Below are 20,531 nucleotides of genomic sequence, written 5' to 3'. Positions count from 1 at the left end.
AGGGTCTCAGGCCTCATTCATTCACTGCCGGTCTTGTTTGTTTCCTGGCAAAACTGTCTTGTCATCGTGTCAAATCTTTTGCTTGCACAGGCAGCATAAATGGTTAGAGCTTGCCCTGCGCCACAAAAAACGTGAAAATCTTATCACATAATGCATGTTAAACGCCTTGCGTCCATACGGATATGCTTATGGCACTACAGGAATCTGGTATAGAATAGCTTCATCATTGCAGGAAGACCGGTTTATGCAGAAAACAGCCCTCGGATATTTTAATTTCAGTTCACTCTCATCCGTCCGTCTTGCCGGCCGTGGCATATCCAGGATCAGCGGGGCTGTCCGGCTGGGGGCAGCGGCGATGCTTGGTTTGATTGTTGTGGCTTGTTCAACAAGCGGCAATCAGCAGTCTGCCGCTTCCGCCGGCGGTGAGCCGCGTGTGACACAAGCTGAATTGCAGGCATATTGCCCGCGCATCACGCTGCGGGAAGGTACGGCCTATTTCAGCACATATGAAAAAGGCGGCAATGGTGACAGCAGCCGTGTGATTTATCAGGCATCCATTTCCGATGTAACGCGTGATTGCCGGCGCGATGGCAGCAATCTGGTGATGACTGTGGCTGCCGCCGGCCGTGTTGTGCCGGGGCCAAAATTCCGTTCAGGCACCATTTCCATGCCCCTCCGTGTTGTGGTGATGGAGGGAGATAAGGTGATCTCCAGCAAACTCCATAAGCAATCTGTTGCCATGAATAATGCGCAGGCTGCAACGCAGTTTCTCTTTGCCGGCACACCTGTGGTTGTGCCTGAAGCATCTGCCCGTCAGATTCAGATTTTTATCGGCTTTGATGAAGGCCCGCAAAAGTAATGAACAGGCTTTTGCCGGTTTATTGATATTTGCATGATCAGGGAATAAAAATACCGTGCTTTATTGCAAGAGCGCGGTATTTGGCCAAGGGGTCTGGCATGTTTGGCTGTTGATGGCGGGTTTTTCAGCCTGTGTTTATTTGCATATATTCAAAATCTGTTGCATAAAAATTAACTATATCAGCAGCTTTCGGTGGATTGCGGCTGTCACATCTCTTTGGCTATGCAAACTATTCTATATAAAGTTCTTTGATATCAGGTGGTTGGTTTAAGTTTCCGTGCATGGGGCGGCTATTGCCGGAATTTAATTATCAATGTCTAATATTAGCTGTTATAGAGATGAAACAATTTGTAACCTTTGATGGTTAGAGTGCAGCCATGATGACAGATTATGAACTTTTGCAGGAGCCAACCGATAGCTGGGCTATTTTTGAAACAGCTTCCGGTGAACCGGTGATGATCGAGGGGCGGCCGATGATTGGCCTGAGCGAGGCAGAGGCGCAGCAGATTTATGCTGCCCTGATTGCGCCTGTAAAAGTGACTGCACCGACTAAAGAGCGCAAAAAATCCGCAGCCTGATCAAAATGTGAAAAAGGGCGTGCCAAAAAGTTTTTGAAAATTGAGCAACAATATTCAGCAAGTGCTGCTTATACGCCCTTTTGTTCTGTTCAGGAATTAAATTTGCGGGGATCAGGTCAGAAACCCTCATCCCATTCTGCCATAGCTTCAATCACGGCCGGCAAATCATAATGGCGGCTGATCACGGTTTCCGCACCGGCTTCGGTAAGCTTGTCTGCATGCCCCGGATAGCTGTGCGCACCACCGGTAAAGCCGATAACCCGCATGCCCGCAGCGCGTGCTGCATGGATGCCGTGGCTTGAATCTTCCAGCACAAAACAATGTTTTGGTTCAGCGTTAAATTGTTGCGCGGCATAGGTATAGACATTCGGAGCTGGTTTTGGCTCTTTATTGCCAACCTCACGCGCGGCATAGATATGCGGGGCAAAAGCATCATATAATGTGGAGCGTTTGAGCATCAATTCCAGCGCGCTGGTGCTGGAATTGGAGCAGATTGCCTTGGGATAGGCAAGATCACGCACCACATCTTCAATACCATCAACAGTCAATAATTCTTTATTGATCCGCTCGGTCATGAGTTTGCGGGATTTTTCAATCAGCGAGGCAGAAATCGGCATTGAGGCTTCGCGCTCAATTTCCATAAGAATATTCGGCCATGTAAGACCGGCAAAACGCTCGGCAATTTCTTCCGGTGAGATTGGATAACCGGCATCGGTAAGCAATTCGGATTCCACCTGTGCGGCAATAAACTCGGAATCGACAAGAACACCATCGCAGTCAAAGAGGATAAGCTGGGGTTTAGGCATGAAAAATCCGTCAGGTTTTATAGGCCGCATGGGAGGTTTGCGGATATGAAGCAGGACATGAAACAGTTGCAGGCAATGCAGCGGCGCTGATTATTCCCGTAACCATGTCAGAAAATGAAAGGGAGCGGCTCTCTGTGCTGGTGAATGAGAAAACCGCCCCGCCATTGTTTACACGGAAAAATGCAGAGCGTCAAAAGCATAAAAAACCCGGCGCAATGCATGGGGCAAAGGGGTGAAACGGGTATAAATTGCTTGTGCTGATTAAAACGGCATTTGCATCGCCTGATATGGCAACAGATTAAAAAACAAAATTTTTTCAGCAGCTTGATGCAATGAATTTAGCCGGTTTTTTTAATTTTTATGGCAATTCGTGTCATTTGCAGCGGTTTTTGGCAAGCCTCTTAACCCCATATTTACCCTGTTCGGTAACCATAAGACCAGTCAAAGCGTTCTTATGTTTAGCGAGTATCACATGTCCGTTGTTCGTCTTGTGAAAGATCTGCCAGTAGCTGCACCGCGCTCGGTCTGGCTCGATACAATTCTAAAGGGTGACTGCGTAGCTGCGCTCGATCGTTTGCCGGATCATTCGGTTGATGTGATCTTTGCTGATCCCCCTTACAATCTCCAGCTTGAAGGTGCTCTGCACCGTCCGGATCAGACCAGGGTCAATGCTGTCGATGATCATTGGGATCAGTTTGACAGTTTTCAGGCCTATGATGCCTTTACGCGTGCATGGCTTCTGGCCTGCCGCCGTGTGCTGAAGCCAAATGGCACCATCTGGGTTATTGGCTCCTATCACAATATTTTCCGTGTCGGGGCTGCTCTGCAGGATCTGGGCTTCTGGATGCTTAATGATATTATCTGGCGCAAAACCAATCCGATGCCGAATTTCCGCGGCCGTCGTTTTCAAAATGCCCATGAGACGCTGATCTGGGCATCACGCGATCAGAAGAGCAAAGGCTATACATTTAATTATGAAGCCATGAAAGCTGCCAATGATGATGTGCAGATGCGCTCTGACTGGCTGTTTCCTATCTGCACCGGCAATGAGCGCCTCAAGGATGAAAATGGTGATAAGGTGCATCCGACCCAGAAACCGGAGGCATTGCTTGCCCGTATTCTTATGTCTTCATCAAAGCCTGGAGATGTGATCCTTGATCCGTTTTTCGGCTCCGGCACCACTGGCGCTGTTGCCAGGCGCCTTGGCCGTCATTTTGTCGGCATTGAACGGGAGCAGGCTTATATTGATGCGGCAACGGCACGTATTGCCAATGTGGAACCACTTGGCAAAACCGAACTGAAAGTAATGACCGGAAAACGTGCAGAACCGCGGGTGGCTTTTGTCAGTGTTATTGAAGCCGGCCTGCTGCGCCCGGGCACTGTGCTGTGCGATGCCAAGCGCCGCTATGCGGCCATTATTCGTGCAGACGGCACATTGGCTGTCAATGGCGATGCCGGCTCCATCCACCGCATGGGCGCCAAAGTGCAGGGGTTTGATGCCTGCAATGGCTGGACATTCTGGCATTATGAAGAAGAGGGGGTGTTGACGCCGATTGATGCCCTGCGCACGCGCATACGAGAGACTATGGCGCAGGCTGGCGCTTGAATAAGCGGATTTATTTGTTCAAATCGGACCGACCTCCAGCGACGTCTGATCCTTAAAGCGCCGGCATCATGCCGGCGTTTTTTTATATTTTGGCCGATTATGCCGCGGCTGTGCATTTATTTAAAAATATCCGGCAGGGCTGCATTGATTGCTTTTTTCATCACGGTGGGCAAGGCTTCTTCATGCAGCCTGTCTGCATCCGCCCACCAGCCATTATTGCTTGGCGGCACTGTGGCGGTTACAGTTTTGTAGATGCTGAGCCGCAATTCAAAATGCGTGAAAATATGGGTAATGCTGCCGCAGGGCAGCCACTGCGCTGCAAAAGGGGCGCTTTCCGCATTGGTCAGCCGCGCAATGCTGGCTGGAGTTGCAGTGTCATCAACAGCCAGCCAATCGCTGTTTGGCACCTCGCTCATACCGCCGAGCAATCCTTGATCGGCACGTTTGCGCAAATAGACCTTATTATCAGGAGAAACAATGACAAACCCCGCGCCATAACGCACAGGGCGGGCTTTTTTCGGCGCTTTAACCGGATAAAATTCCGGCTCGCCTTCGGTGTAAGCCGCACAATGCGCATTCAGCGGGCAGAGGATGCAGGCCGGTTTCCTGGGCGTGCAGATTGTGGCGCCAAGATCCATCATCGCCTGTGCAAAATCGCCGGGGCGGTTTTGCGGTGTGATTTGCCGGCTCAGGCGGCGGATTTCGGATTTTGCCTGTGGCAATGCTGTTTTGATAGCAAATAAACGGCTGATAACCCGCTCCACATTACCGTCCACCACGGCTGCGGGAATGTTGAAGGCAATAGCGGCAATGGCTGCAGATGTATAATCACCAATGCCGGGCAATTGCCTGAGCATCTCTATATCGGCCGGAAATCTCCCCTGATATTTATCTGTAATTATACTTGCGCATTTTTTCAGGTTGCGCGCGCGGGAATAATAGCCAAGCCCCGCCCAGGCGCGCAGCACATCATCCTCCGTTGCCGCAGCCAGAGCCTGCACATCGGGCCAAAGGCGGATAAATTTCAAAAAATAGGCTTTTACCGCTTCAACTGTTGTTTGCTGCAGCATGACTTCCGATAGCCATACGCAGTAAGGATCAGGGCGCAGCCCCTGTGCATAATCGGCAGGGCTTATCCGCCAGGGCAATATACGGTGATGCCGGTCATACCATGCCAGTAATTTGCCGGCATGCGGGGTAGATGTGGATTTTTGTGTCAGAGCCTTGTACCGGATATGTGTCATATTACCGTGTTCGTAGCACCACTTGTCTGCGGATGAAATATCAGGCTGTTTTTATTAGGCAGTATATTTTATTAAAACTGCTGGCTTATATGATATATGATTATATAACAGTTACCTGCCGGATTTGGCCTCAATAGCGCAAAACTCCTGTTTTGATAAAGGTATTCAAAGCTTTGACAGAGTTCGAACTGCAAAATTTCCCTGTCTATGTTCTTAATCTTGATCGCTCTGAAGATCGCTGGAAAACGCTCTCCTCCCATGCGCGGGAACTGGGCATTGCCTTGCAGCGCGTGCCTGCAGTGGATGGCAAATTATTGCAGGCATCAGAAAGACAGTTTTTTGACGAGCCGCGCTTTCGCCGCGATCACGGCAAAACGGTATTACCGGCAGAGATCGGCTGCTATAAAAGCCATTTGCGCGCATTGGAGCTGATTGCCTCCGGCAAGGCTGCGGCAGGGGTTATCCTTGAAGATGATATACGTTTCTCAGAGAGTTTTGTGCCGGTGGTTGAGGCTGCCATGCAGGTGCAGGGCTGGGATGTCGTCAAACTGATCCATAACCGCCTTGTCGGGTTTCGTCCCTTTATGCAATTGACCGATGATATTGCCATTGGCCGCACGGCTCACGGGCCGCTTGGCAATGCCGGCGCTTATATTGTCAGCAAAACCGGTGCGGCAAAATTATTGCAAGCCCTTGGGAAGATGCATCTCCCTTTTGATGTGGCGCTGGAACGGGGCTGGGCAGGGCGGTATGAATTTTTCACGGTAAGCCGCGCCGTGGTCAGCAATGCCAATGAAATCCCATCGACAATTTCCAGTGGCGCAGATACATATTCGCGGGCTAAACTTCCGGCTTATCGGCGTTTGCCGACTCTATTATTCCGCATACAGGATTATCTCAATCGCGTAATATACAGTTTTAAAAAATCTCATCTTCAAAAAAGGTAATATGAGAGTTCTGCAAAAGCACTTCCTGTTACGCCGGCATATTGATTACCGGCTGTTATGTTTTGCTGCCCTGACACTGCCGCTGCGGCTGTTTCCGGGGCCGCTTATTCTGTTTATTTTCGGGTGTATCGGCGTTTATCTTGCCTGTTACAGGCACAGGTTACACCGGCTTTTCGGGGCGGCATTTTTTATCCTGATTTCTGCCTATATGCTTTGGAGCCTGGGGCTGATGGCAGTGCGCGGTGAGCTTGATATTGGCAATCGTCAGCTTGGTTATGTGCTGTTGCTGTGGGTTTTTTCCTTTGCCGGTCTTGGCATGGTGCTGATCCGCGAGCCTGTTCGTATGATGGCGCTTGGCGCACGGATTGGTACGGTACTCTGTGCCGTTCTGGTGGTGGCGGAAGAGCTGTGGTGGGGAAGCGGGCGCATAGGCATTGGCGGCAATCCGGCGGTTTTTGCCTATGCAGCAGCTATTTCAGCTCTTATTGCCACTTTGCCAATGCGCCATGCGCCGCGCTTTTTGCCTAACGGCCCGTGGTATCTTATTATCGGAACCGGCCTTGTTTTTGCCTCCCAGACCCGCGCTGTCATGTTAACCTTATCTGTCGTGGCGTTGCTGGAAATAGTGGTGCTGATCAGCCGTATAGCCAGCCGCAAGGTGAGGATCGGCGGTTCTCTTGTGCTGGTAGCCTGCCTGACAACATTGGTCACTATGGGGCCGGTGGCATCTGTGCTGACGCAGCGTTTTTCCGGTATGATGCATTATTATGAAACCGGAGACAGCAGCCGGTGGACAGATAAAATATCGGCTGATATTCGCGGGCAAATGTGGCGTGGTTCTGCTGAGGTTATTGCGCAGCACCCGCTGATTGGCGTGGGCGCAATGCAGAAAATGCCGGCGGTTAAGGCGGAGCTTGGTGATCAGGCGGCTTTGCTGCAGGGATTTATCCATGTGCATAATGCCGCGCTGGATGAAATGCTGGTTAACGGGGTGATCGGGCTTATTCTGCTTGCAGGCGCTGTGCTTGGCGGGTTGGTATTTTTGTGGCGCAACAATTCTGATCCGGCAATCAGGCGGGTGCTGATTTATTTTGTGCTGGTGTGGGGCAGTTATGCTATGCTGCATAATCCGCTGTTGCATGAGGCAAGTATTGCTGTGACCATGTTTTTCTTCAGTGGGCTTTATGCGGTAACAGCCAGGAATATGCTGCGCAAAACATGCGGCGCTCAAAATGCCATTCTTAATTATAATCCCTCACAAGGCGGCAGGGGCGGGGTTTCAGACAACCGGATTTGAAAAAATGCACAAACAGGAATCATCAGGTTTCAAACCGCTGGCAGATACTGCCGGGCATGTGCTTGATCCGGTCTTGCGCAAGCGAGCGGGCATTAACTTGTCACTGATACAGGCATGGGAAGATGTGGTGGGCACGCAGATTGGTTCAGTATCACGGCCGCTGCGTATTCTCTGGCCGCGTCGTGCCCATGAGGATGATCCGTTTCAGCCGGCAACGCTGGTTATTGGCTGTGAAGGCATGGCGGCTATGCGTATCCAGCATTCTACGGGCGAGATCATAGCCCGCATCAATGCCTTTTTGGGTTTTGCAGCCATAGCCCGTATCCGCATTGAACAAAAATCTGTCAGCCCGATAGCGCAGAAAAAGCAAAAGAAACTGATGCCGGTTGGTGCGCCGGCAGAGAAGAAACTGCTGCAGGCAACATCCGGGATTGAGGATGAGGCTTTGCGCCGGTCGCTGATGCGGCTTGGACGTAATATATTGGCGGAAAAAGCGGCTAAGAAATCATAAAATACTTGGTCATCCCTTATAGCGCACTGTTTATGAACAATCCTTAAGGTGACTGTCAGATTTAGGGCATTATAGTTTGCTATCCGGCAGTTATCTTCCGGTGAGTGTGCAGCATTTTCCGGAATAAGATATGCGGCAAAATAAGAGCAGCAAAATAATATATGCAGCAAAACAAGAATTTGGAGTATTTTCTGTGCCACAATCGCAGTCAGATTATACCCTGATTCTATAGCAACGTGATGAAACGGATGATTCGTATGGTATCTCAATTGAATCGCAGGCAAATTCTGGGCAGTGCAGCCCTTGCTACAGCGGCATTGTCCTTCTCTGCGGCAGGAAATGCCTTTGCCCAGTCTGCCCCAAAATCAGACGGCACTGTTGATATGAAAAAGCTGCTGGAAGCCGGCAAGCTTGAGGATAAGGTGCTTGGCAAGGCCGATGCACCTGTGACCATTGTGGAATATGCGTCCATGACCTGTTCGCATTGTGCTGATTTCACCATCAATACATTGCCTGCGATCAAGGAAAAATACATTGATACCGGCAAGGCCCGTCTGATTTTCCGGGAGTTTCCGTTTGATCCGCGTGCAACGGCTGCCTTTATGCTGGCACGCTGTGCGCCGGATGATCGTTATTTCCCGATGGTGGATGTGCTGTTTAAACAGCAAATGCAGTGGGCCGCGGCAGATGATGCGCAGGCTGCATTGCTGCAAATCTCTAAATTGGCAGGTTTTACACAAGAGTCCTTCAATGCCTGCTTGACGAACCAGCAGCTTCTCGATGATGTGAATGCTGTTCGTGATCGCGGCGCTGAATTCGGTGTGAATGCAACGCCTACATTCTTTATTAATGGCCAGAAATATTCCGGAGCTCTTTCGGTTGATCAGATGTCGGCAGTTATCGACTCTATGCTTTAAGGCTGATGCATCTGTATGCAGCAGGCGCATGATCGTGCCTGCTGCATTTTTATATTCAGAATATTCCGTGTCTGTTTTTTGCGATTTTATGATCGGTGCCTGTTTTTCCCGTAAAGATGCGCGGGGGGCATTGTGATGCGTTTTACCAGGTTGCGCCTGTTAGGCTTCAAATCTTTTGTTGAGCCGATGGAGTTTGTTATTGAAGGCGGGCTGACCGGTGTTGTCGGCCCCAATGGCTGCGGCAAATCCAATCTGGTGGAGGCGCTGCGCTGGGTTATGGGAGAAAACTCCTATAAAAATATGCGCGCTTCCGGCATGGATGATGTGATTTTTTCCGGTTCCGGCACCCGCCCTGCACGCAACAGTGCTGAAGTAACCCTGTTTCTTGATAATAGTGACCGCTCGGCACCGCCCAATTATAATGATGTTGATGAATTGCAGGTTTCGCGCCGGATTGAGCGTGAATCCGGCTCGGTCTATCGCATTAATGGCAAGGAGGTGCGCGCTAAGGATGTGCAATTGCTCTTTGCTGATCAGTCCACCGGTGCGCGTTCGCCATCCATGGTCGGGCAGGGGCGCATTGGTGAGCTTATTCAGGCCAAGCCGCAGGCACGCCGTGCACTTTTGGAAGAAGCAGCGGGTATTTCCGGTTTGCATTCGCGCCGCCATGAGGCGGAGTTGCGCCTGCGTGCAGCAGAGAGCAATCTGGAGCGTCTGGAAGACGTGATCGGTGAGCTTGGCACACAGATTGAGAGCCTCAAACGTCAATCGCGGCAGGCCAATCGTTTCCGTGCCTTGTCGGCAGATATTCGCGCGGCAGAAGCCATCTTGCTGCATCTGCGCTGGACACAGGCCAAAACCCATGAGGCAGAGGCGCAAAGCGCACTTAATCAGGCTACATCCCATGTTGGCGCCATGGCACAGGCGCAGATGATTGCCGCTAGGGAGCAGGCCGTTGGCGCGCAGCATTTGCCAAAATTGCGTGAGCAGCAGGCATCGGCCGCCGCTGCCCTGCAGCGGCTGACAATTGCGGTTTCGCAACTGGATGATGAAGCCGCGCGTCTGACGCAGCGCCGTTCAGAGCTTTTAAAGCGGCTTGAGCAGTTAAGCGCCGATATTGGCCGCGAGGAGCAGATGCTGCATGAACAGGCTGGTGTTGTGCAGCGGCTGGATGAGGAGGAGCAGGAGCTTCTGGCACAGAATGAGGCATCCGGTGATCGCGCTATTGAGGCGGAAGAGTTGCTGAATACGGCGCAGGAGCAGTTGCAGCATTATGAAGCTGAGCTGGCGCAGATCACCTCTGTCAGGGCAGAGGCGGCGGCAGAGCGCGCACAAAGTGAGCGTCTTGTACGGGAAACCGCGGAGCGCCGTGAAAAATTATGTGCGCAATTGCGCAATATTGAGCAGGATATTGCAGCACTTGAAAACCAGTTGAAAGTGCTGGCCGGACGGGAAGAAAAGGCAAAGGCCGTGGCGCAGGCTGAAGAGGCGGCGCAGGCAGCGGAAGAGCAGGCGCTGGCCTGCGAGGAACTGGTTGAACAGGCGCGGGAAGAAGAAAATAACTGCCGCCCGCCACTGGCGCAGGCGCGGGAGGAATTAAACCGTATTGAAACAGAAGCCAGCACATTAGCCGGTATTCTCAGTGCCGGCCAGTCTGCAACCTATATTGCGGTTGCCGAGCAGATACAGGTGCAAAAAGGTTTTGAGACAGCCTTGGGCGCCGCACTTGGCGATGATCTGGAAGCGCCGGTTAATCCGCAGGCGCCGGTGTTCTGGACAGATCTCGGCACGCGGGAAGTGGGCAGTCCTGCTTCGTTGCCGCAGGGCGTTGTGCCGCTTGGCACTGTGGTGGATGCTCCGCCGGCATTACAGGCAAGATTATCGCAAATCGGGCTGGTGGATGATAGCGAAGGCGCAAATCTGCAATTGCAATTGCGAAGCGGCCAGCGCCTGGTGAGCCGCGAGGGCAGCCTGTGGCGGTGGGATGGCTTTACCGCGCGTTCTGATGCGCCAACGGCAGCAGCACAGCGCCTTGCACAAAAAAACAGGCTGAAAGAACTGGAAAATGCAGCCGGAGCGGCCAGAAACCGTGTGATACAGGCTGAAAATGCCCTGCAACAGGCAGAAAGTGCCCTGCGTGAGGCGGTAGAGCGTGAGCGCAGTCTGCGCGACCATTGGCGCAGCGCCCAGCGCATCGTTGCACAGGCGCGTGATGAACTGGCTGAGGCCGAGCGCGTGGCCGGACAATTATCCAGTAAGCTTGCAGCATTGGAAGAAGCAAGGTTGCGGCTGACAGAGAGTCTGGAGGAAAACAGTATCCAGCTTGAAGAGGCACAGATAAGGCTGGAAGATTTGCCGGATCTGGCAGAACTTAACCTGAAGCTCACTTCGTTGACCACACAGGTTATGAATGGTCGCGCTGTTTTGGCAGACGCACGCGCCGCCCATGATAATTTGCGCCGTGATGCTGAAAACCGAATGCGCCGTCTGGAAATGATTGGCCTTGAGCGTAAAAGCTGGCAGGGGCGGGCGGAAAATGCCCGCCGCCAGATTGAGGCTTTGGGTGAGCGCCGCGCCGAGGCGGCAGATGAGGCTGAAAGTCTGGCAGAAGCGCCGGCAGATATTGAAGAGCGCCGCCGTGAATTGCAACATGCGGTGGCAGAGGCTGACAGCCGGCGCAAGGAGACCGCGGACCGGTTAAGCATTGCGGAGACCGAGCAGGCAAAGCTGGATAAACGCGCAACGCTGGCTATTCAGGAGCTGGCTGCCTCGCGTGAGGTGCGCGCACGTGCCGAGGAGCGTCTGGCAGCCGCGGAAGAACGCCGCAGGGATACGGAGGCGCGGATTGCGGAAGTGCTGAATTGTGCGCCATATGAGGCTTTCCGTCATACAGGGCTTGATGCGGGCGATCCGCTGCCGGATATGGAGCAGACGGATCGCAGGCTTGACCGGTTGAAGATTGAGCGTGAACGGCTTGGCGCGGTTAATCTGCGTGCGGAGGAAGAGCAACGTGAATTATCTGAACGTCAAGACGCAATTATCAATGAACGGGAAGATGTGCTGGAAGCGATTAAAAAATTGCGGCAGGCCATTCAGAGCCTGAATAAAGAGGGGCGTGAGCGGCTTCTTGCTGCTTTTGACGTGGTGAATGAGCAGTTTCAGCGCCTTTTCACCCATTTATTTGGCGGCGGCACAGCTGAATTGCAATTGATTGAATCGGAAGACCCGCTGGAAGCCGGGCTGGAAATTCTTGCCCGTCCGCCGGGTAAAAAGCCGCAAACCATGACCCTGCTTTCCGGTGGTGAGCAGGCACTGACAGCAATGGCGCTGATTTTTGCGGTATTTCTTACCAATCCGGCGCCAATCTGCGTGCTGGATGAGGTGGACGCGCCGCTTGATGACCATAATGTGGAGCGTTATTGCAATCTCATGGATGAAATGGCAGCCTCCACCCAGACCCGTTTTGTGATTATCACCCATAATCCTATCACCATGGCGCGCATGGACCGGCTCTTTGGGGTGACTATGGCCGAGCAGGGCGTGAGCCAGCTGGTTTCCGTTGATCTGCAAACAGCGGCTGCGATGCGTGAGGCAGGATAAGCCTCTGGTAAATAAATGCATGGAAATGAAAAACAAACACGAGGAAATATGAGGCGTAAATGTGTGAGCGCATGAAAATATTTCTGCGCTGCACGGCCGTTTTGAAGAGATGGCTTTATAAAATCAAGAAGAGCTATTTTGATATTAGGGTTTATTCGCTCCACACTGCCAGTTCATTGCCGGAAGGGTCGGTAAAGTGAAAACGGCGCCCGCCGGGAAAACTGAAAATCGGCTTGATGATTATGCCGCCGGCTTTTTCCACATCAAGCAAAGTCTGTTCCAGATTTTCAGAATACAGTACCGGCAATGGTTTGGCGTTTTTTGTTTCATCGCCCTGATAGAAACCGCCGTCCAGCCCTTCAGAATAGGCCGCATAATCAGGACCGTAATCAAAGAATTTCCAGCCAAAGGCATTGGTATAGAATTCTTTCACTCGGCTTAGGGAATTTTCACCGGCTGGCATTTCAATATAGTCGAGTTTTCCGGTCTGGCGCATGATAAACCTCTATGGGAAATACAGAAGAATTATACTGTCCCTCAACAGAGAATCAAAAGATTATTGATTCTGCCGGATACAAATAAACAGGCAATATCAGCCCGTATTTGCTGAAGTTAAGATATAGTGCGGGATGATAAAGAGAAAAGATTTTCCGCAAAATCGATTTAAACAAATATTACAGGCGGCAGGTTGCGTTTTGTTACCGGTTTTATGCATTTTTCAGTAGCCGGCAAGGGGGCTATCGCTTAAAGCAGGGGTGATGTATGCGGCACAGATTTATATGGGCCAGATACCGGCTCTGCAGATGCGCGTTTTCTTATGTGCCCGACACCAACAATGACCGGCTGACAGCCGGCCATGATCAGGAGGATGGTAATGGATAAGTGGGTCTATCACTTTGGTGATGGCAAGGCCGATGGCACTGCAAATGATCGTAATCTTCTGGGCGGCAAGGGTGCAAACCTTGCGGAAATGAGCAGCCTCGGGCTGCCGGTGCCTCCGGGCTTTACCATTACCACCGATGTCTGCACTTATTATTATGATCATGGTCACACTTATCCCGATGCGCTGAAAGATCAGGTTGCGGCTGCGCTGGAGCATATTACCGCGCTGACAGGCCGCCGGCTGGGTGATGCGGCGCGCCCGCTGCTGGTTTCGGTGCGTTCGGGCTCCCGTGCGTCCATGCCGGGTATGATGGACACGGTGCTCAATCTTGGCCTTAATGACAAAACGGTTGCGGCAATTGCGGCAGAGGCCAATGATGAGCGTTTCGCTTATGACAGTTACCGCCGCTTCATCCAGATGTATTCGGATGTGGTGCTGGGTGTGGACCATGCCTTTTTTGAAGAAATTCTTGATGATATCAAAGCAGGTCTTGGTGTTGATGTTGATACGGATCTGAGCGCCGATGACTGGAAAGATGTGATTGTTCGCTACAAGGCTAAAGTGGAAGAAGAGCTGGGTGAACCATTTCCGCAAAATCCGGAAGCGCAGCTCTGGGGGGCAATTTCCGCGGTATTTTCCTCATGGATGAATGCCCGCGCCATCACCTATCGCCGTTTGCACAATATTCCGGAAAACTGGGGCACTGCGGTTAATGTGCAGGCTATGGTATTTGGCAATATGGGCGATACATCGGCAACCGGTGTTGCCTTTACCCGCAACCCTTCCACCGGTGAGCGCAAGCTCTATGGTGAGTTTCTTGTCAATGCGCAGGGCGAAGATGTGGTGGCCGGTATCCGCACTCCGCAAAATATTACTGAAGAAGCACGGATTGAAGCAGGTTCAGAACGCCCTTCGCTTGAAAAAATCATGCCGGATGCTTTTGCCGAATTTTTGAAAATTGCGGATCGGCTGGAGAGCCATTACCGTGACATGCAGGATCTGGAATTTACTATCGAGCGCGGCAAACTCTGGATGTTGCAAACCCGCTCGGGCAAGCGTACCGCCAAGGCCGCGTTGAAAATGGCCGTGGAAATGGTGGGCGAAGGTTTGATCAGTAAGGAAGAGGCGGTTAATCGCATTGATCCTTCATCGCTCAATCAGCTTTTGCACCCAACCATTGATCCGAAAGCCGAGCGTCATGTGATCGGGATGGGGCTGCCTGCATCGCCGGGGGCTGCAACCGGTGAGATCGTATTTACCTCGGAAGATGCTGAACAGCTGAAGGCTGAAGGCCGCAAGGCTATTCTGGTGCGTATTGAAACCAGCCCTGAAGATATTCATGGCATGCATGCGGCAGAAGGTATTCTGACTTCGCGTGGCGGCATGACCAGCCATGCGGCAGTTGTTGCCCGCGGTATGGGCAAGCCTTGTGTATCAGGTGCCGGTTCGCTGCGTATTGATTATCGTAATGGTACAATGCTGACGGCGGGCGGCACTTTCAAAAAAGGCGATATCATCACAATCGACGGCGGCAGCGGGCAGGTGCTTAAAGGCAGCGTTGCTATGCAACAGCCCGAGCTTTCCGGTGATTTTGGCCAGCTTATGCAATGGGCTGATGAAGCCCGCCGGATGAAAGTGCGCACCAATGCGGAAACGCCGGCAGATGCACGCGCTGCCCGTTCATTCGGCGCGGAAGGGATCGGCCTGTGCCGCACTGAACATATGTTTTTTGAAGGGCCGCGCATTCTTGCCATGCGTGAGATGATTTTAGCTGCGGATGAAAAAGGCCGCCGCGTGGCGCTGGATAAACTTCTGCCAATGCAGCGTGCGGATTTTACCGAGCTGTTTGAAATCATGCAGGGGCTGCCGGTTACAATCCGCTTGCTGGATCCGCCATTGCATGAGTTTTTGCCGCATACGGCAGAGGAAATTGCCGAAGTCGCAAATGTGATGGGTGTTGATGCAGACAAGCTGCGTGAACGCGCAGAAAGCCTGCATGAGTTTAACCCGATGCTTGGCCATCGCGGTTGCCGTCTGGCGATTTCCTATCCGGAAATTGCAGAAATGCAGACCCGTGCGATTATTGAGGCAGCCATTGCCGCAGCTAAAAAAACCGGTGAGGCCGTGATTCCGGAAATTATGGTGCCGCTGGTTGGTATCAAGGCGGAGCTGGATTTTGTTAAAGCCCGTATTGATGAGGTTGCAGCAAAAATTATAGCTGAAAGCGGTGTGCAGGTTCATTATATGGTCGGCACCATGGTGGAACTGCCGCGGGCGGCCTTGCGTGCCGGGGAACTGGCCGAAACGGCTGAATTTTTCTCCTTTGGCACCAATGACCTGACGCAAACCACTTTCGGCGTTTCGCGCGATGATGCCTCATCCTTCCTCACACAATATCAGGCGCTTGGCATTATTGAGCAGGATCCGTTTGTGACGGTGGATTTTGATGGCGTGGGCGAGCTTGTTCAGCTTGCGGCAGAACGCGGACGCAAACAGCGGCCTGATATCAAGCTTGGTGTTTGCGGCGAGCATGGCGGCGATCCGGCATCAATCGGTTTTTATGAAAAAACGGGGCTGGATTATGTATCCTGCTCACCGTTCCGTGTGCCGATTGCGCGGTTGGCGGCAGCTCAGGCAGCGATTGCAGCCACCAAATAGTCATATTAAAATTTAACAAATAATGCGCCGGATTGAGGGAACCTCTCAGTCCGGCGCATTGTGACCTTGTCAGAGCGGTTCTGATTGAAATGAAAAGGCTGGAACCGCTTCAGCTGTTGGTTTTATGGCATTACTGATACGCAAAACCGTTTCACTTTTTGGGTGCAGAAATGCTCTAAATTATGTGCAAATTAGAGCCGGTGCTAAATGGCTGTTTTAAAACCCCTGTTTTGGGCCGGTTATCTTATTGCCGGCATATCCGCAGCAAATGCAGCCGATGAGGCTTTGCTCTCGTCCAAGGTTTCGCAGCGTCATTTGATTGTAGAGCCGCAGCTTAATCTGGCGCAGGAAAAATCCGGCAAGATACAGGTCGCTCTGACGCTTGATGCCTGTTCCGGTGATGTTGATCACCGGATTCTGGATGTGCTGGTGGAAGAGAAAATTCCTGCAACCTTGTTTGTAACGTCGCGCTGGCTGCGCCGTAATCCGGCGGCGATCGGAATTTTAAAGGCACATCCCGATCTGTTTGAAATTGAAAATCACGGCGCAGAACATGTGCCTGCGATCACAATTTTAAAAACCATGTACGGAATTCCCACTGCCGGCACTCCTGCTGCAATTGAAGCGGAAGTAAAAGGCGGTGCCGATAAGATTGTGGAGATTTTTGGCCGCAAACCGCAATGGTATCGTGATGCAACAGCGCGTTATTCGACAGATGCGGTGCGTCAGATTGAGGCTATGGGATACAGGATTGCCGGCTATTCGTTAAATGGTGACCGTGGCGCCTCACTGCCGGCCGCCACAGTGGCACGGCGCATTGCACAGGCACGTGATGGTGATGTGATCATTTCACATATCAACCAGCCAAAGCGCGCCTCAGGTGCCGGTGTGGCAGAGGGTATTCTGGCATTGAAGAAAAGAGGAGTGCAGTTTCGCCATTTGCGGGATATGCAAACCCGCGCTGCGCCCAATATTGTGGGGGAAGGTGCCCCGCCTTCTGAAATCGCGAGAAAAAACAGATAAGCCGGTGGTCAGTTTGTGCTTTTCAGCCTGTTCATAACGGCTGCATAATTACGGCCAAGACTTTCAAACAGCATATTATTACCCGAAAGCGGCTCGTGGGAAAGCGTGATGCCGTCATTGAGCAAAGTTACAAAAACAACCTGATCCTGCTGGGGGGAAGGCACAAGAATAGCGCCGATACGCTGTGCATGGGTTGTATCAAGGGCAGGCATGTTAAACAGCACCTCACCGCCGACAATTTCCGCCGCTTTGGCAAGGGAAAGGTCAAAACCATCTGTCAGAACATCCTGTGCGCCAAGTGCAAGTTCCACTTCCACAGCCTCTAATGATGTGCTCTCCTCAGCTGCGGGTTTGGGTGTCTCTGGAATGGAGGAGGGCGGTTGCCTCATGTGGGGCTTCTCCGGGGTATTCTGAACGTTTCAAATGCGCATTGTGTGCAGCCTCACAGGCTGATGCAATATCATTTTGGTGATTTGTTATAATATCATGATAAATAAAAATATTTATTTGTTATCTGTCGTTAATCACAGGTCTTTGCCGTTTTTGTGTTTCGCGGTTAAATTAGTGCAGAAAAAAGCTTGACGCTTTTGGCTTGCAAATGTTCCAAAACGCTTTGAGGCTTTCTTTCATTGGGCGACAGATCGGCAGATATCTTTTGCCTGACATTATTTAGCGATACGGTGCGTCATGCTTGATAATTATTACATCCGGCGTCCGGTCAGTCGTCGTTCATCACGCGCGGCAAAATATGCGCCAGCTCTTGCCTATATAGGCCTGGTGTTGCTGGTTGTTGCGCTGGCATGCCATCGTCTCGGTTTTATCGAGCAGCCGGATTTGGTCCTTATGACTGCATTATCTGTTTGTTTTGCCCTTGCAGCACTGCTTTTGGCAATAAGGGCATTCTATACTTTATGGCGCAGCGGCGATATTGGCGGGCGGCGCGCATTAAAGGCGGCCTTTCTTGCCTTGCTGACTGTGGCACCGCCAATTGTGCTGGCCGGTCAGCTTGCAGCCACGCCGCGCATTCATGATATCTCCACCGATCTTGAAACACCGGTATTGTTTAATACGGTGATGGGCAATGCGCAGGATAATTTTCGCGGTGCCTGGCCGGACTGGCGCATGCAATGGCTGAAAAGGTTTGGGCTTGATGATCTGGCCGCATATAACAGCCTTGGCAATGTTGAGGTGCCGGATATATTGCGGCAGATTTCTGCCTATCCGGAAGTGAGCGGCCGGCAATATGACAGTGCGCAGGATCATGTGCTCAAGGCCGTATTGAAGGTGCTGAAAGAACAGGGGTTGGCAGTTACCGGTATTTTTGGCACGGCTGGCGAAGATATGGATGTAAGCGTTGAGGCGGCAGCCAGAAGCCCTGTCCTTGGTTTGCGCAGTGATCTTGTGGTGCGCCTGCGTGACGAAGCAGAGCAAACCACGGTTGATATGCGCTCTGTATCACGTTACGGGCGTTATGATCTGGGGTTTAATGCCGGTTTGATTACAACATTTTTTGATGCGCTTGATCAGGAAATGCGCAATGCTGTGCCTGATGCACCGGAAGAATAATCCGCAAACAAAAAGAGTGAACTGGCCGGAAATCAGGCAGGGCGAAAGCGTCCGTCCGGCCTCGGGTCGCCATCGGTTGTCACCAGTCCTTGGGCTATAAGATCTTCCAGATGCGCAAAAACCGAGAGGCCGGCTGCACCAAACAGGCGCGGATCCGTATCGCGGTAAATGGCGGCAACCATTTGCGCAATGGTTTCATCGCCCTGTATAATCCGCTCCAGAACAGCACGCTCGCGCATTTTGCGATGGGCGCGCAAGGCGCGTAAAAAACGGTGCGGCTTGGTAATTGGCGCGCCATGCCCGGGCAGGTAAAGCACATCCTTGCGCTTGAGCAGTTTTTCCAGCGAGGCCATATAAGCACGCATAGAGCCATCCGGCGGGGCAATAATAGTGGTGGCCCATGCCATTACATGATCAGCGGAAAACACAATGCCGCGTTTGGCAAGCGCAAAACAGGCGTGATTGGCCATATGGCCTGGGGTATGGATGACTTCAACTGACCAATCGGCATTGCTGAAAACCTCACCATCTGCAGCGCAAATATCGGGCACAAAATCTGTATCCACACTGGCATCCAGTGCATTGCTCTCCCCTGCAAATAGCGGGCGGGCGGCATGATGGACGCCTTGCGCAACAATAATTGCGCCGGTTTCACGCTTTAATCTTGCGCTGAGCGGTGAATGATCGCGATGCGTGTGGCTGACAAAAATATGTGTGACCGGCCTGCCGGCAATAATGCGCAGCAATGTTGCAAAATGCGCCTCATCATCCGGTCCGGGGTCGATTATGCCAAGCTGATTTTTGCCAATAATATAGCTGTTGGTGCCGTAACCGGTAAAGGCATTGGCATTATTGACAGTTATACGAAAAATATCAGGCTCAATCTGTACGGCTCTCCCGTAGGCGGGGTCAAATTGCGTATTAAATTTCAGCGGCATTCTGCGGGGCTTTCAGGCAATCAAAATCATCTGTTTGCAATTCTATAGGGCTTTTCATGATTTTTGTCCTGCTTCTCAAAAAAATGTCAAAACAGTGCCTGATATGCGCCGGTAATGTGTGGTTGACAAAACAGATGTTGTTTTATCAAGTCAGGGAAAACAGATTTTGGGGAGCGGGTGATGCAAAAATGTGGTGATCGGGAATTTATTGGTTATGGCCGGCATACGCCGGATCCGCGCTGGCCGGGGGGCGCACAGATCGCAGTGCAATTTGTGATCAATTATGAAGAGGGCGGAGAGAGCTGCATTCTCGATGGTGATCCGGGGTCTGAATGTCTTTTATCTGAAATTGTTGGTGCGCAAAGCTGGCCGCAGCAGCGCAACCATAATATGGAATCGATTTATGAATATGGGGCGCGTGCCGGTTTCTGGCGGTTATGGCGCATGTTCACCAAGCGCAAGATGGATGTGACAGTCTATGGTGTGACCAAGGCTATGGAGCGTAATCTGCAAGCGGTTGCAGCCATGAAAGAAGCAGGCTGGGAAATTGCCAGCCATGGCTTGCGCTGGCTGGAATATAAGGATTTTTCTGAAGAGGAAGAGCGCCGCCATATCCATGAAGCAATACGCCTGCATACAGAGCTGACCGGTGAGCGCCCTTATGGTATCTATCAGGGCAAACCTTCTGATAATACGCTGCGTCTGGTGATGGAGGAGGGCGGTTTTCTCTATTCCGCCGATTCTTATGCGGATGAATTGCCCTACTGGATTGAAGGGCCAAAAGGGCCGCATCTCATTGTGCCCTATACACTTGATGCCAATGACATGCGCTTTGCCACAGTGCAGGGCTTTAATGCCGGTGACCAGTTTTTCAATTATCTGAAAGACACATTTGATGTGCTCTATCGCGAGGGCGGGGAAGGTGCGCCAAAGATGATGTCTGTTGGTTTGCATTGCCGCCTTGTCGGGCGTCCGGGGCGTGCGGCGGCGCTGGAGCGCTTTCTGGATTATGTGCTTTCCCATGATAGGGTATGGGTGGCAAAGCGCATTGATATTGCCCGTCACTGGCACATATATCACAAACCGGCAGGGCAGTAA

At 51.9% G+C, this 20,531-nt stretch carries 17 protein-coding genes; 12 read left to right on the top strand and 5 right to left on the bottom strand.

The window, feature by feature from the left end; genetic code table 11:
- Nucleotides 1–355 precede the first annotated feature (355 nt).
- Together ACSTTO_RS11730 and ACSTTO_RS11725 are read left to right on the top strand one after the other, a co-directional pair.
- A complete protein-coding gene (locus ACSTTO_RS11730) occupies nt 356–859 on the top strand; it encodes a hypothetical protein (RefSeq protein ID WP_439273809.1) in 504 nt (167 codons plus the stop codon).
- 377 nt (nt 860–1,236) lie between these two features.
- Nucleotides 1,237–1,437 carry a hypothetical protein gene (locus ACSTTO_RS11725; protein ID WP_439273393.1) on the top strand — a complete coding sequence of 67 codons (201 nt, stop codon included), beginning with the start codon at nt 1,237–1,239 and terminating at the stop codon, nt 1,435–1,437.
- A gap of 116 nt (nt 1,438–1,553) precedes the next feature.
- Here ACSTTO_RS11725 and ACSTTO_RS11720 read toward each other — a convergent pair whose 3' ends face one another.
- Nucleotides 1,554–2,243 (bottom strand): HAD family hydrolase, encoded by a 690-nt coding sequence (locus tag ACSTTO_RS11720; RefSeq protein WP_439273392.1) that lies wholly within the window; start codon nt 2,241–2,243, stop codon nt 1,554–1,556.
- A gap of 472 nt (nt 2,244–2,715) precedes the next feature.
- On the opposite strand from ACSTTO_RS11720, the gene ACSTTO_RS11715 reads away from it, so the two are divergent.
- Complete coding sequence (locus tag ACSTTO_RS11715) at nt 2,716–3,849, top strand: site-specific DNA-methyltransferase (protein ID WP_439273391.1); 1,134 nt, start codon at nt 2,716–2,718, stop codon at nt 3,847–3,849.
- Nucleotides 3,850–3,965: 116 nt separating this feature from the next.
- On the opposite strand, the gene mutY is transcribed toward ACSTTO_RS11715, so the two are convergent.
- Nucleotides 3,966–5,093, bottom strand: coding sequence for an A/G-specific adenine glycosylase (mutY, locus tag ACSTTO_RS11710; RefSeq protein WP_439273390.1), 1,128 nt, complete (start codon nt 5,091–5,093; stop codon nt 3,966–3,968).
- Between the two features lie 173 nt (nt 5,094–5,266).
- On the opposite strand from mutY, the gene ACSTTO_RS11705 reads away from it, so the two are divergent.
- The 5 genes from ACSTTO_RS11705 to smc all read left to right on the top strand — a co-directional run bounded on the left by ACSTTO_RS11705 (nt 5,267) and on the right by smc (nt 12,365).
- A complete protein-coding gene (locus tag ACSTTO_RS11705; RefSeq protein ID WP_439273389.1) occupies nt 5,267–6,040 on the top strand; it encodes a glycosyltransferase family 25 protein in 774 nt (257 codons plus the stop codon).
- Between the two features lies 1 nt (nt 6,041).
- Complete coding sequence (locus ACSTTO_RS11700; protein WP_439273388.1) at nt 6,042–7,337, top strand: O-antigen ligase family protein; 1,296 nt, start codon at nt 6,042–6,044, stop codon at nt 7,335–7,337.
- A gap of 4 nt (nt 7,338–7,341) precedes the next feature.
- Nucleotides 7,342–7,848, top strand: a complete 507-nt coding sequence (locus ACSTTO_RS11695; RefSeq protein ID WP_439273387.1) for a DUF721 domain-containing protein — start codon at nt 7,342–7,344, stop codon at nt 7,846–7,848.
- 257 nt (nt 7,849–8,105) lie between these two features.
- Nucleotides 8,106–8,765 carry a DsbA family protein gene (locus ACSTTO_RS11690; protein ID WP_439273386.1) on the top strand — a complete coding sequence of 220 codons (660 nt, stop codon included), beginning with the start codon at nt 8,106–8,108 and terminating at the stop codon, nt 8,763–8,765.
- Nucleotides 8,766–8,900: 135 nt separating this feature from the next.
- A complete protein-coding gene (gene smc, locus ACSTTO_RS11685) occupies nt 8,901–12,365 on the top strand; it encodes a chromosome segregation protein SMC (RefSeq protein ID WP_439273385.1) in 3,465 nt (1,154 codons plus the stop codon).
- Nucleotides 12,366–12,516: 151 nt separating this feature from the next.
- Here smc and ACSTTO_RS11680 read toward each other — a convergent pair whose 3' ends face one another.
- A complete protein-coding gene (locus ACSTTO_RS11680) occupies nt 12,517–12,861 on the bottom strand; it encodes a VOC family protein (protein WP_439273384.1) in 345 nt (114 codons plus the stop codon).
- A 378-nt stretch (nt 12,862–13,239) separates the two neighbouring features.
- Between ACSTTO_RS11680 and ppdK the strand changes: the two genes are divergently transcribed.
- Both ppdK and ACSTTO_RS11670 read left to right on the top strand, forming a co-directional pair.
- Complete coding sequence (ppdK, locus tag ACSTTO_RS11675; protein WP_439273383.1) at nt 13,240–15,906, top strand: pyruvate, phosphate dikinase; 2,667 nt, start codon at nt 13,240–13,242, stop codon at nt 15,904–15,906.
- 207 nt (nt 15,907–16,113) lie between these two features.
- A complete protein-coding gene (locus ACSTTO_RS11670) occupies nt 16,114–16,929 on the top strand; it encodes a polysaccharide deacetylase family protein (RefSeq protein WP_439273382.1) in 816 nt (271 codons plus the stop codon).
- 8 nt (nt 16,930–16,937) lie between these two features.
- Here the strand turns inward: ACSTTO_RS11670 and ACSTTO_RS11665 are convergent, their stop codons facing one another.
- Nucleotides 16,938–17,318 (bottom strand): hypothetical protein, encoded by a 381-nt coding sequence (locus tag ACSTTO_RS11665; RefSeq protein WP_439273381.1) that lies wholly within the window; start codon nt 17,316–17,318, stop codon nt 16,938–16,940.
- Between the two features lie 298 nt (nt 17,319–17,616).
- Here ACSTTO_RS11665 and ACSTTO_RS11660 point away from each other — a divergent pair, with 298 nt between their 5' ends.
- Nucleotides 17,617–18,495, top strand: a complete 879-nt coding sequence (locus ACSTTO_RS11660) for a DUF1499 domain-containing protein (protein ID WP_439273380.1) — start codon at nt 17,617–17,619, stop codon at nt 18,493–18,495.
- A gap of 32 nt (nt 18,496–18,527) precedes the next feature.
- On the opposite strand, the gene ACSTTO_RS11655 is transcribed toward ACSTTO_RS11660, so the two are convergent.
- Nucleotides 18,528–19,433, bottom strand: coding sequence for an MBL fold metallo-hydrolase (locus ACSTTO_RS11655; RefSeq protein WP_439273379.1), 906 nt, complete (start codon nt 19,431–19,433; stop codon nt 18,528–18,530).
- A 180-nt stretch (nt 19,434–19,613) separates the two neighbouring features.
- Here ACSTTO_RS11655 and puuE point away from each other — a divergent pair, with 180 nt between their 5' ends.
- Nucleotides 19,614–20,531, top strand: a complete 918-nt coding sequence (gene puuE, locus ACSTTO_RS11650) for an allantoinase PuuE (protein ID WP_439273378.1) — start codon at nt 19,614–19,616, stop codon at nt 20,529–20,531.

The sequence above is a fragment of the Pseudochrobactrum albidum genome, assembly GCF_051851455.1.
Lineage (GTDB): Bacteria > Pseudomonadota > Alphaproteobacteria > Rhizobiales > Rhizobiaceae > Pseudochrobactrum.
The sequence above is the reverse complement of the archived record's forward strand: the minus strand, read 5'-3'. Positions and strand labels throughout refer to the sequence as shown.

Bases quoted from the DNA above. Each gene is read 5' to 3' on its own strand.
- ACSTTO_RS11695 (WP_439273387.1), top strand. From the start codon at position 7,342: ATGCACAAACAGGAATCATCAGGTTTCAAACCGCTGGCAGATACTGCC.
- ACSTTO_RS11725 (WP_439273393.1), top strand. From the start codon at position 1,237: ATGATGACAGATTATGAACTTTTGCAGGAGCCAACCGATAGCTGGGCT.
- smc (WP_439273385.1), top strand. From the start codon at position 8,901: ATGCGTTTTACCAGGTTGCGCCTGTTAGGCTTCAAATCTTTTGTTGAG.
- mutY (WP_439273390.1), bottom strand. From the start codon at position 5,093: ATGACACATATCCGGTACAAGGCTCTGACACAAAAATCCACATCTACC.
- ACSTTO_RS11720 (WP_439273392.1), bottom strand. From the start codon at position 2,243: ATGCCTAAACCCCAGCTTATCCTCTTTGACTGCGATGGTGTTCTTGTC.
- ACSTTO_RS11700 (WP_439273388.1), top strand. From the start codon at position 6,042: ATGAGAGTTCTGCAAAAGCACTTCCTGTTACGCCGGCATATTGATTAC.
- ACSTTO_RS11660 (WP_439273380.1), top strand. From the start codon at position 17,617: ATGCTTGATAATTATTACATCCGGCGTCCGGTCAGTCGTCGTTCATCA.
- ACSTTO_RS11690 (WP_439273386.1), top strand. From the start codon at position 8,106: ATGGTATCTCAATTGAATCGCAGGCAAATTCTGGGCAGTGCAGCCCTT.
- puuE (WP_439273378.1), top strand. From the start codon at position 19,614: ATGCAAAAATGTGGTGATCGGGAATTTATTGGTTATGGCCGGCATACG.
- ACSTTO_RS11670 (WP_439273382.1), top strand. From the start codon at position 16,114: ATGGCTGTTTTAAAACCCCTGTTTTGGGCCGGTTATCTTATTGCCGGC.
- ACSTTO_RS11665 (WP_439273381.1), bottom strand. From the start codon at position 17,318: ATGAGGCAACCGCCCTCCTCCATTCCAGAGACACCCAAACCCGCAGCT.
- ACSTTO_RS11655 (WP_439273379.1), bottom strand. From the start codon at position 19,433: ATGCCGCTGAAATTTAATACGCAATTTGACCCCGCCTACGGGAGAGCC.
- ACSTTO_RS11730 (WP_439273809.1), top strand. From the start codon at position 356: ATGCTTGGTTTGATTGTTGTGGCTTGTTCAACAAGCGGCAATCAGCAG.
- ppdK (WP_439273383.1), top strand. From the start codon at position 13,240: ATGGATAAGTGGGTCTATCACTTTGGTGATGGCAAGGCCGATGGCACT.
- ACSTTO_RS11680 (WP_439273384.1), bottom strand. From the start codon at position 12,861: ATGCGCCAGACCGGAAAACTCGACTATATTGAAATGCCAGCCGGTGAA.
- ACSTTO_RS11715 (WP_439273391.1), top strand. From the start codon at position 2,716: ATGTCCGTTGTTCGTCTTGTGAAAGATCTGCCAGTAGCTGCACCGCGC.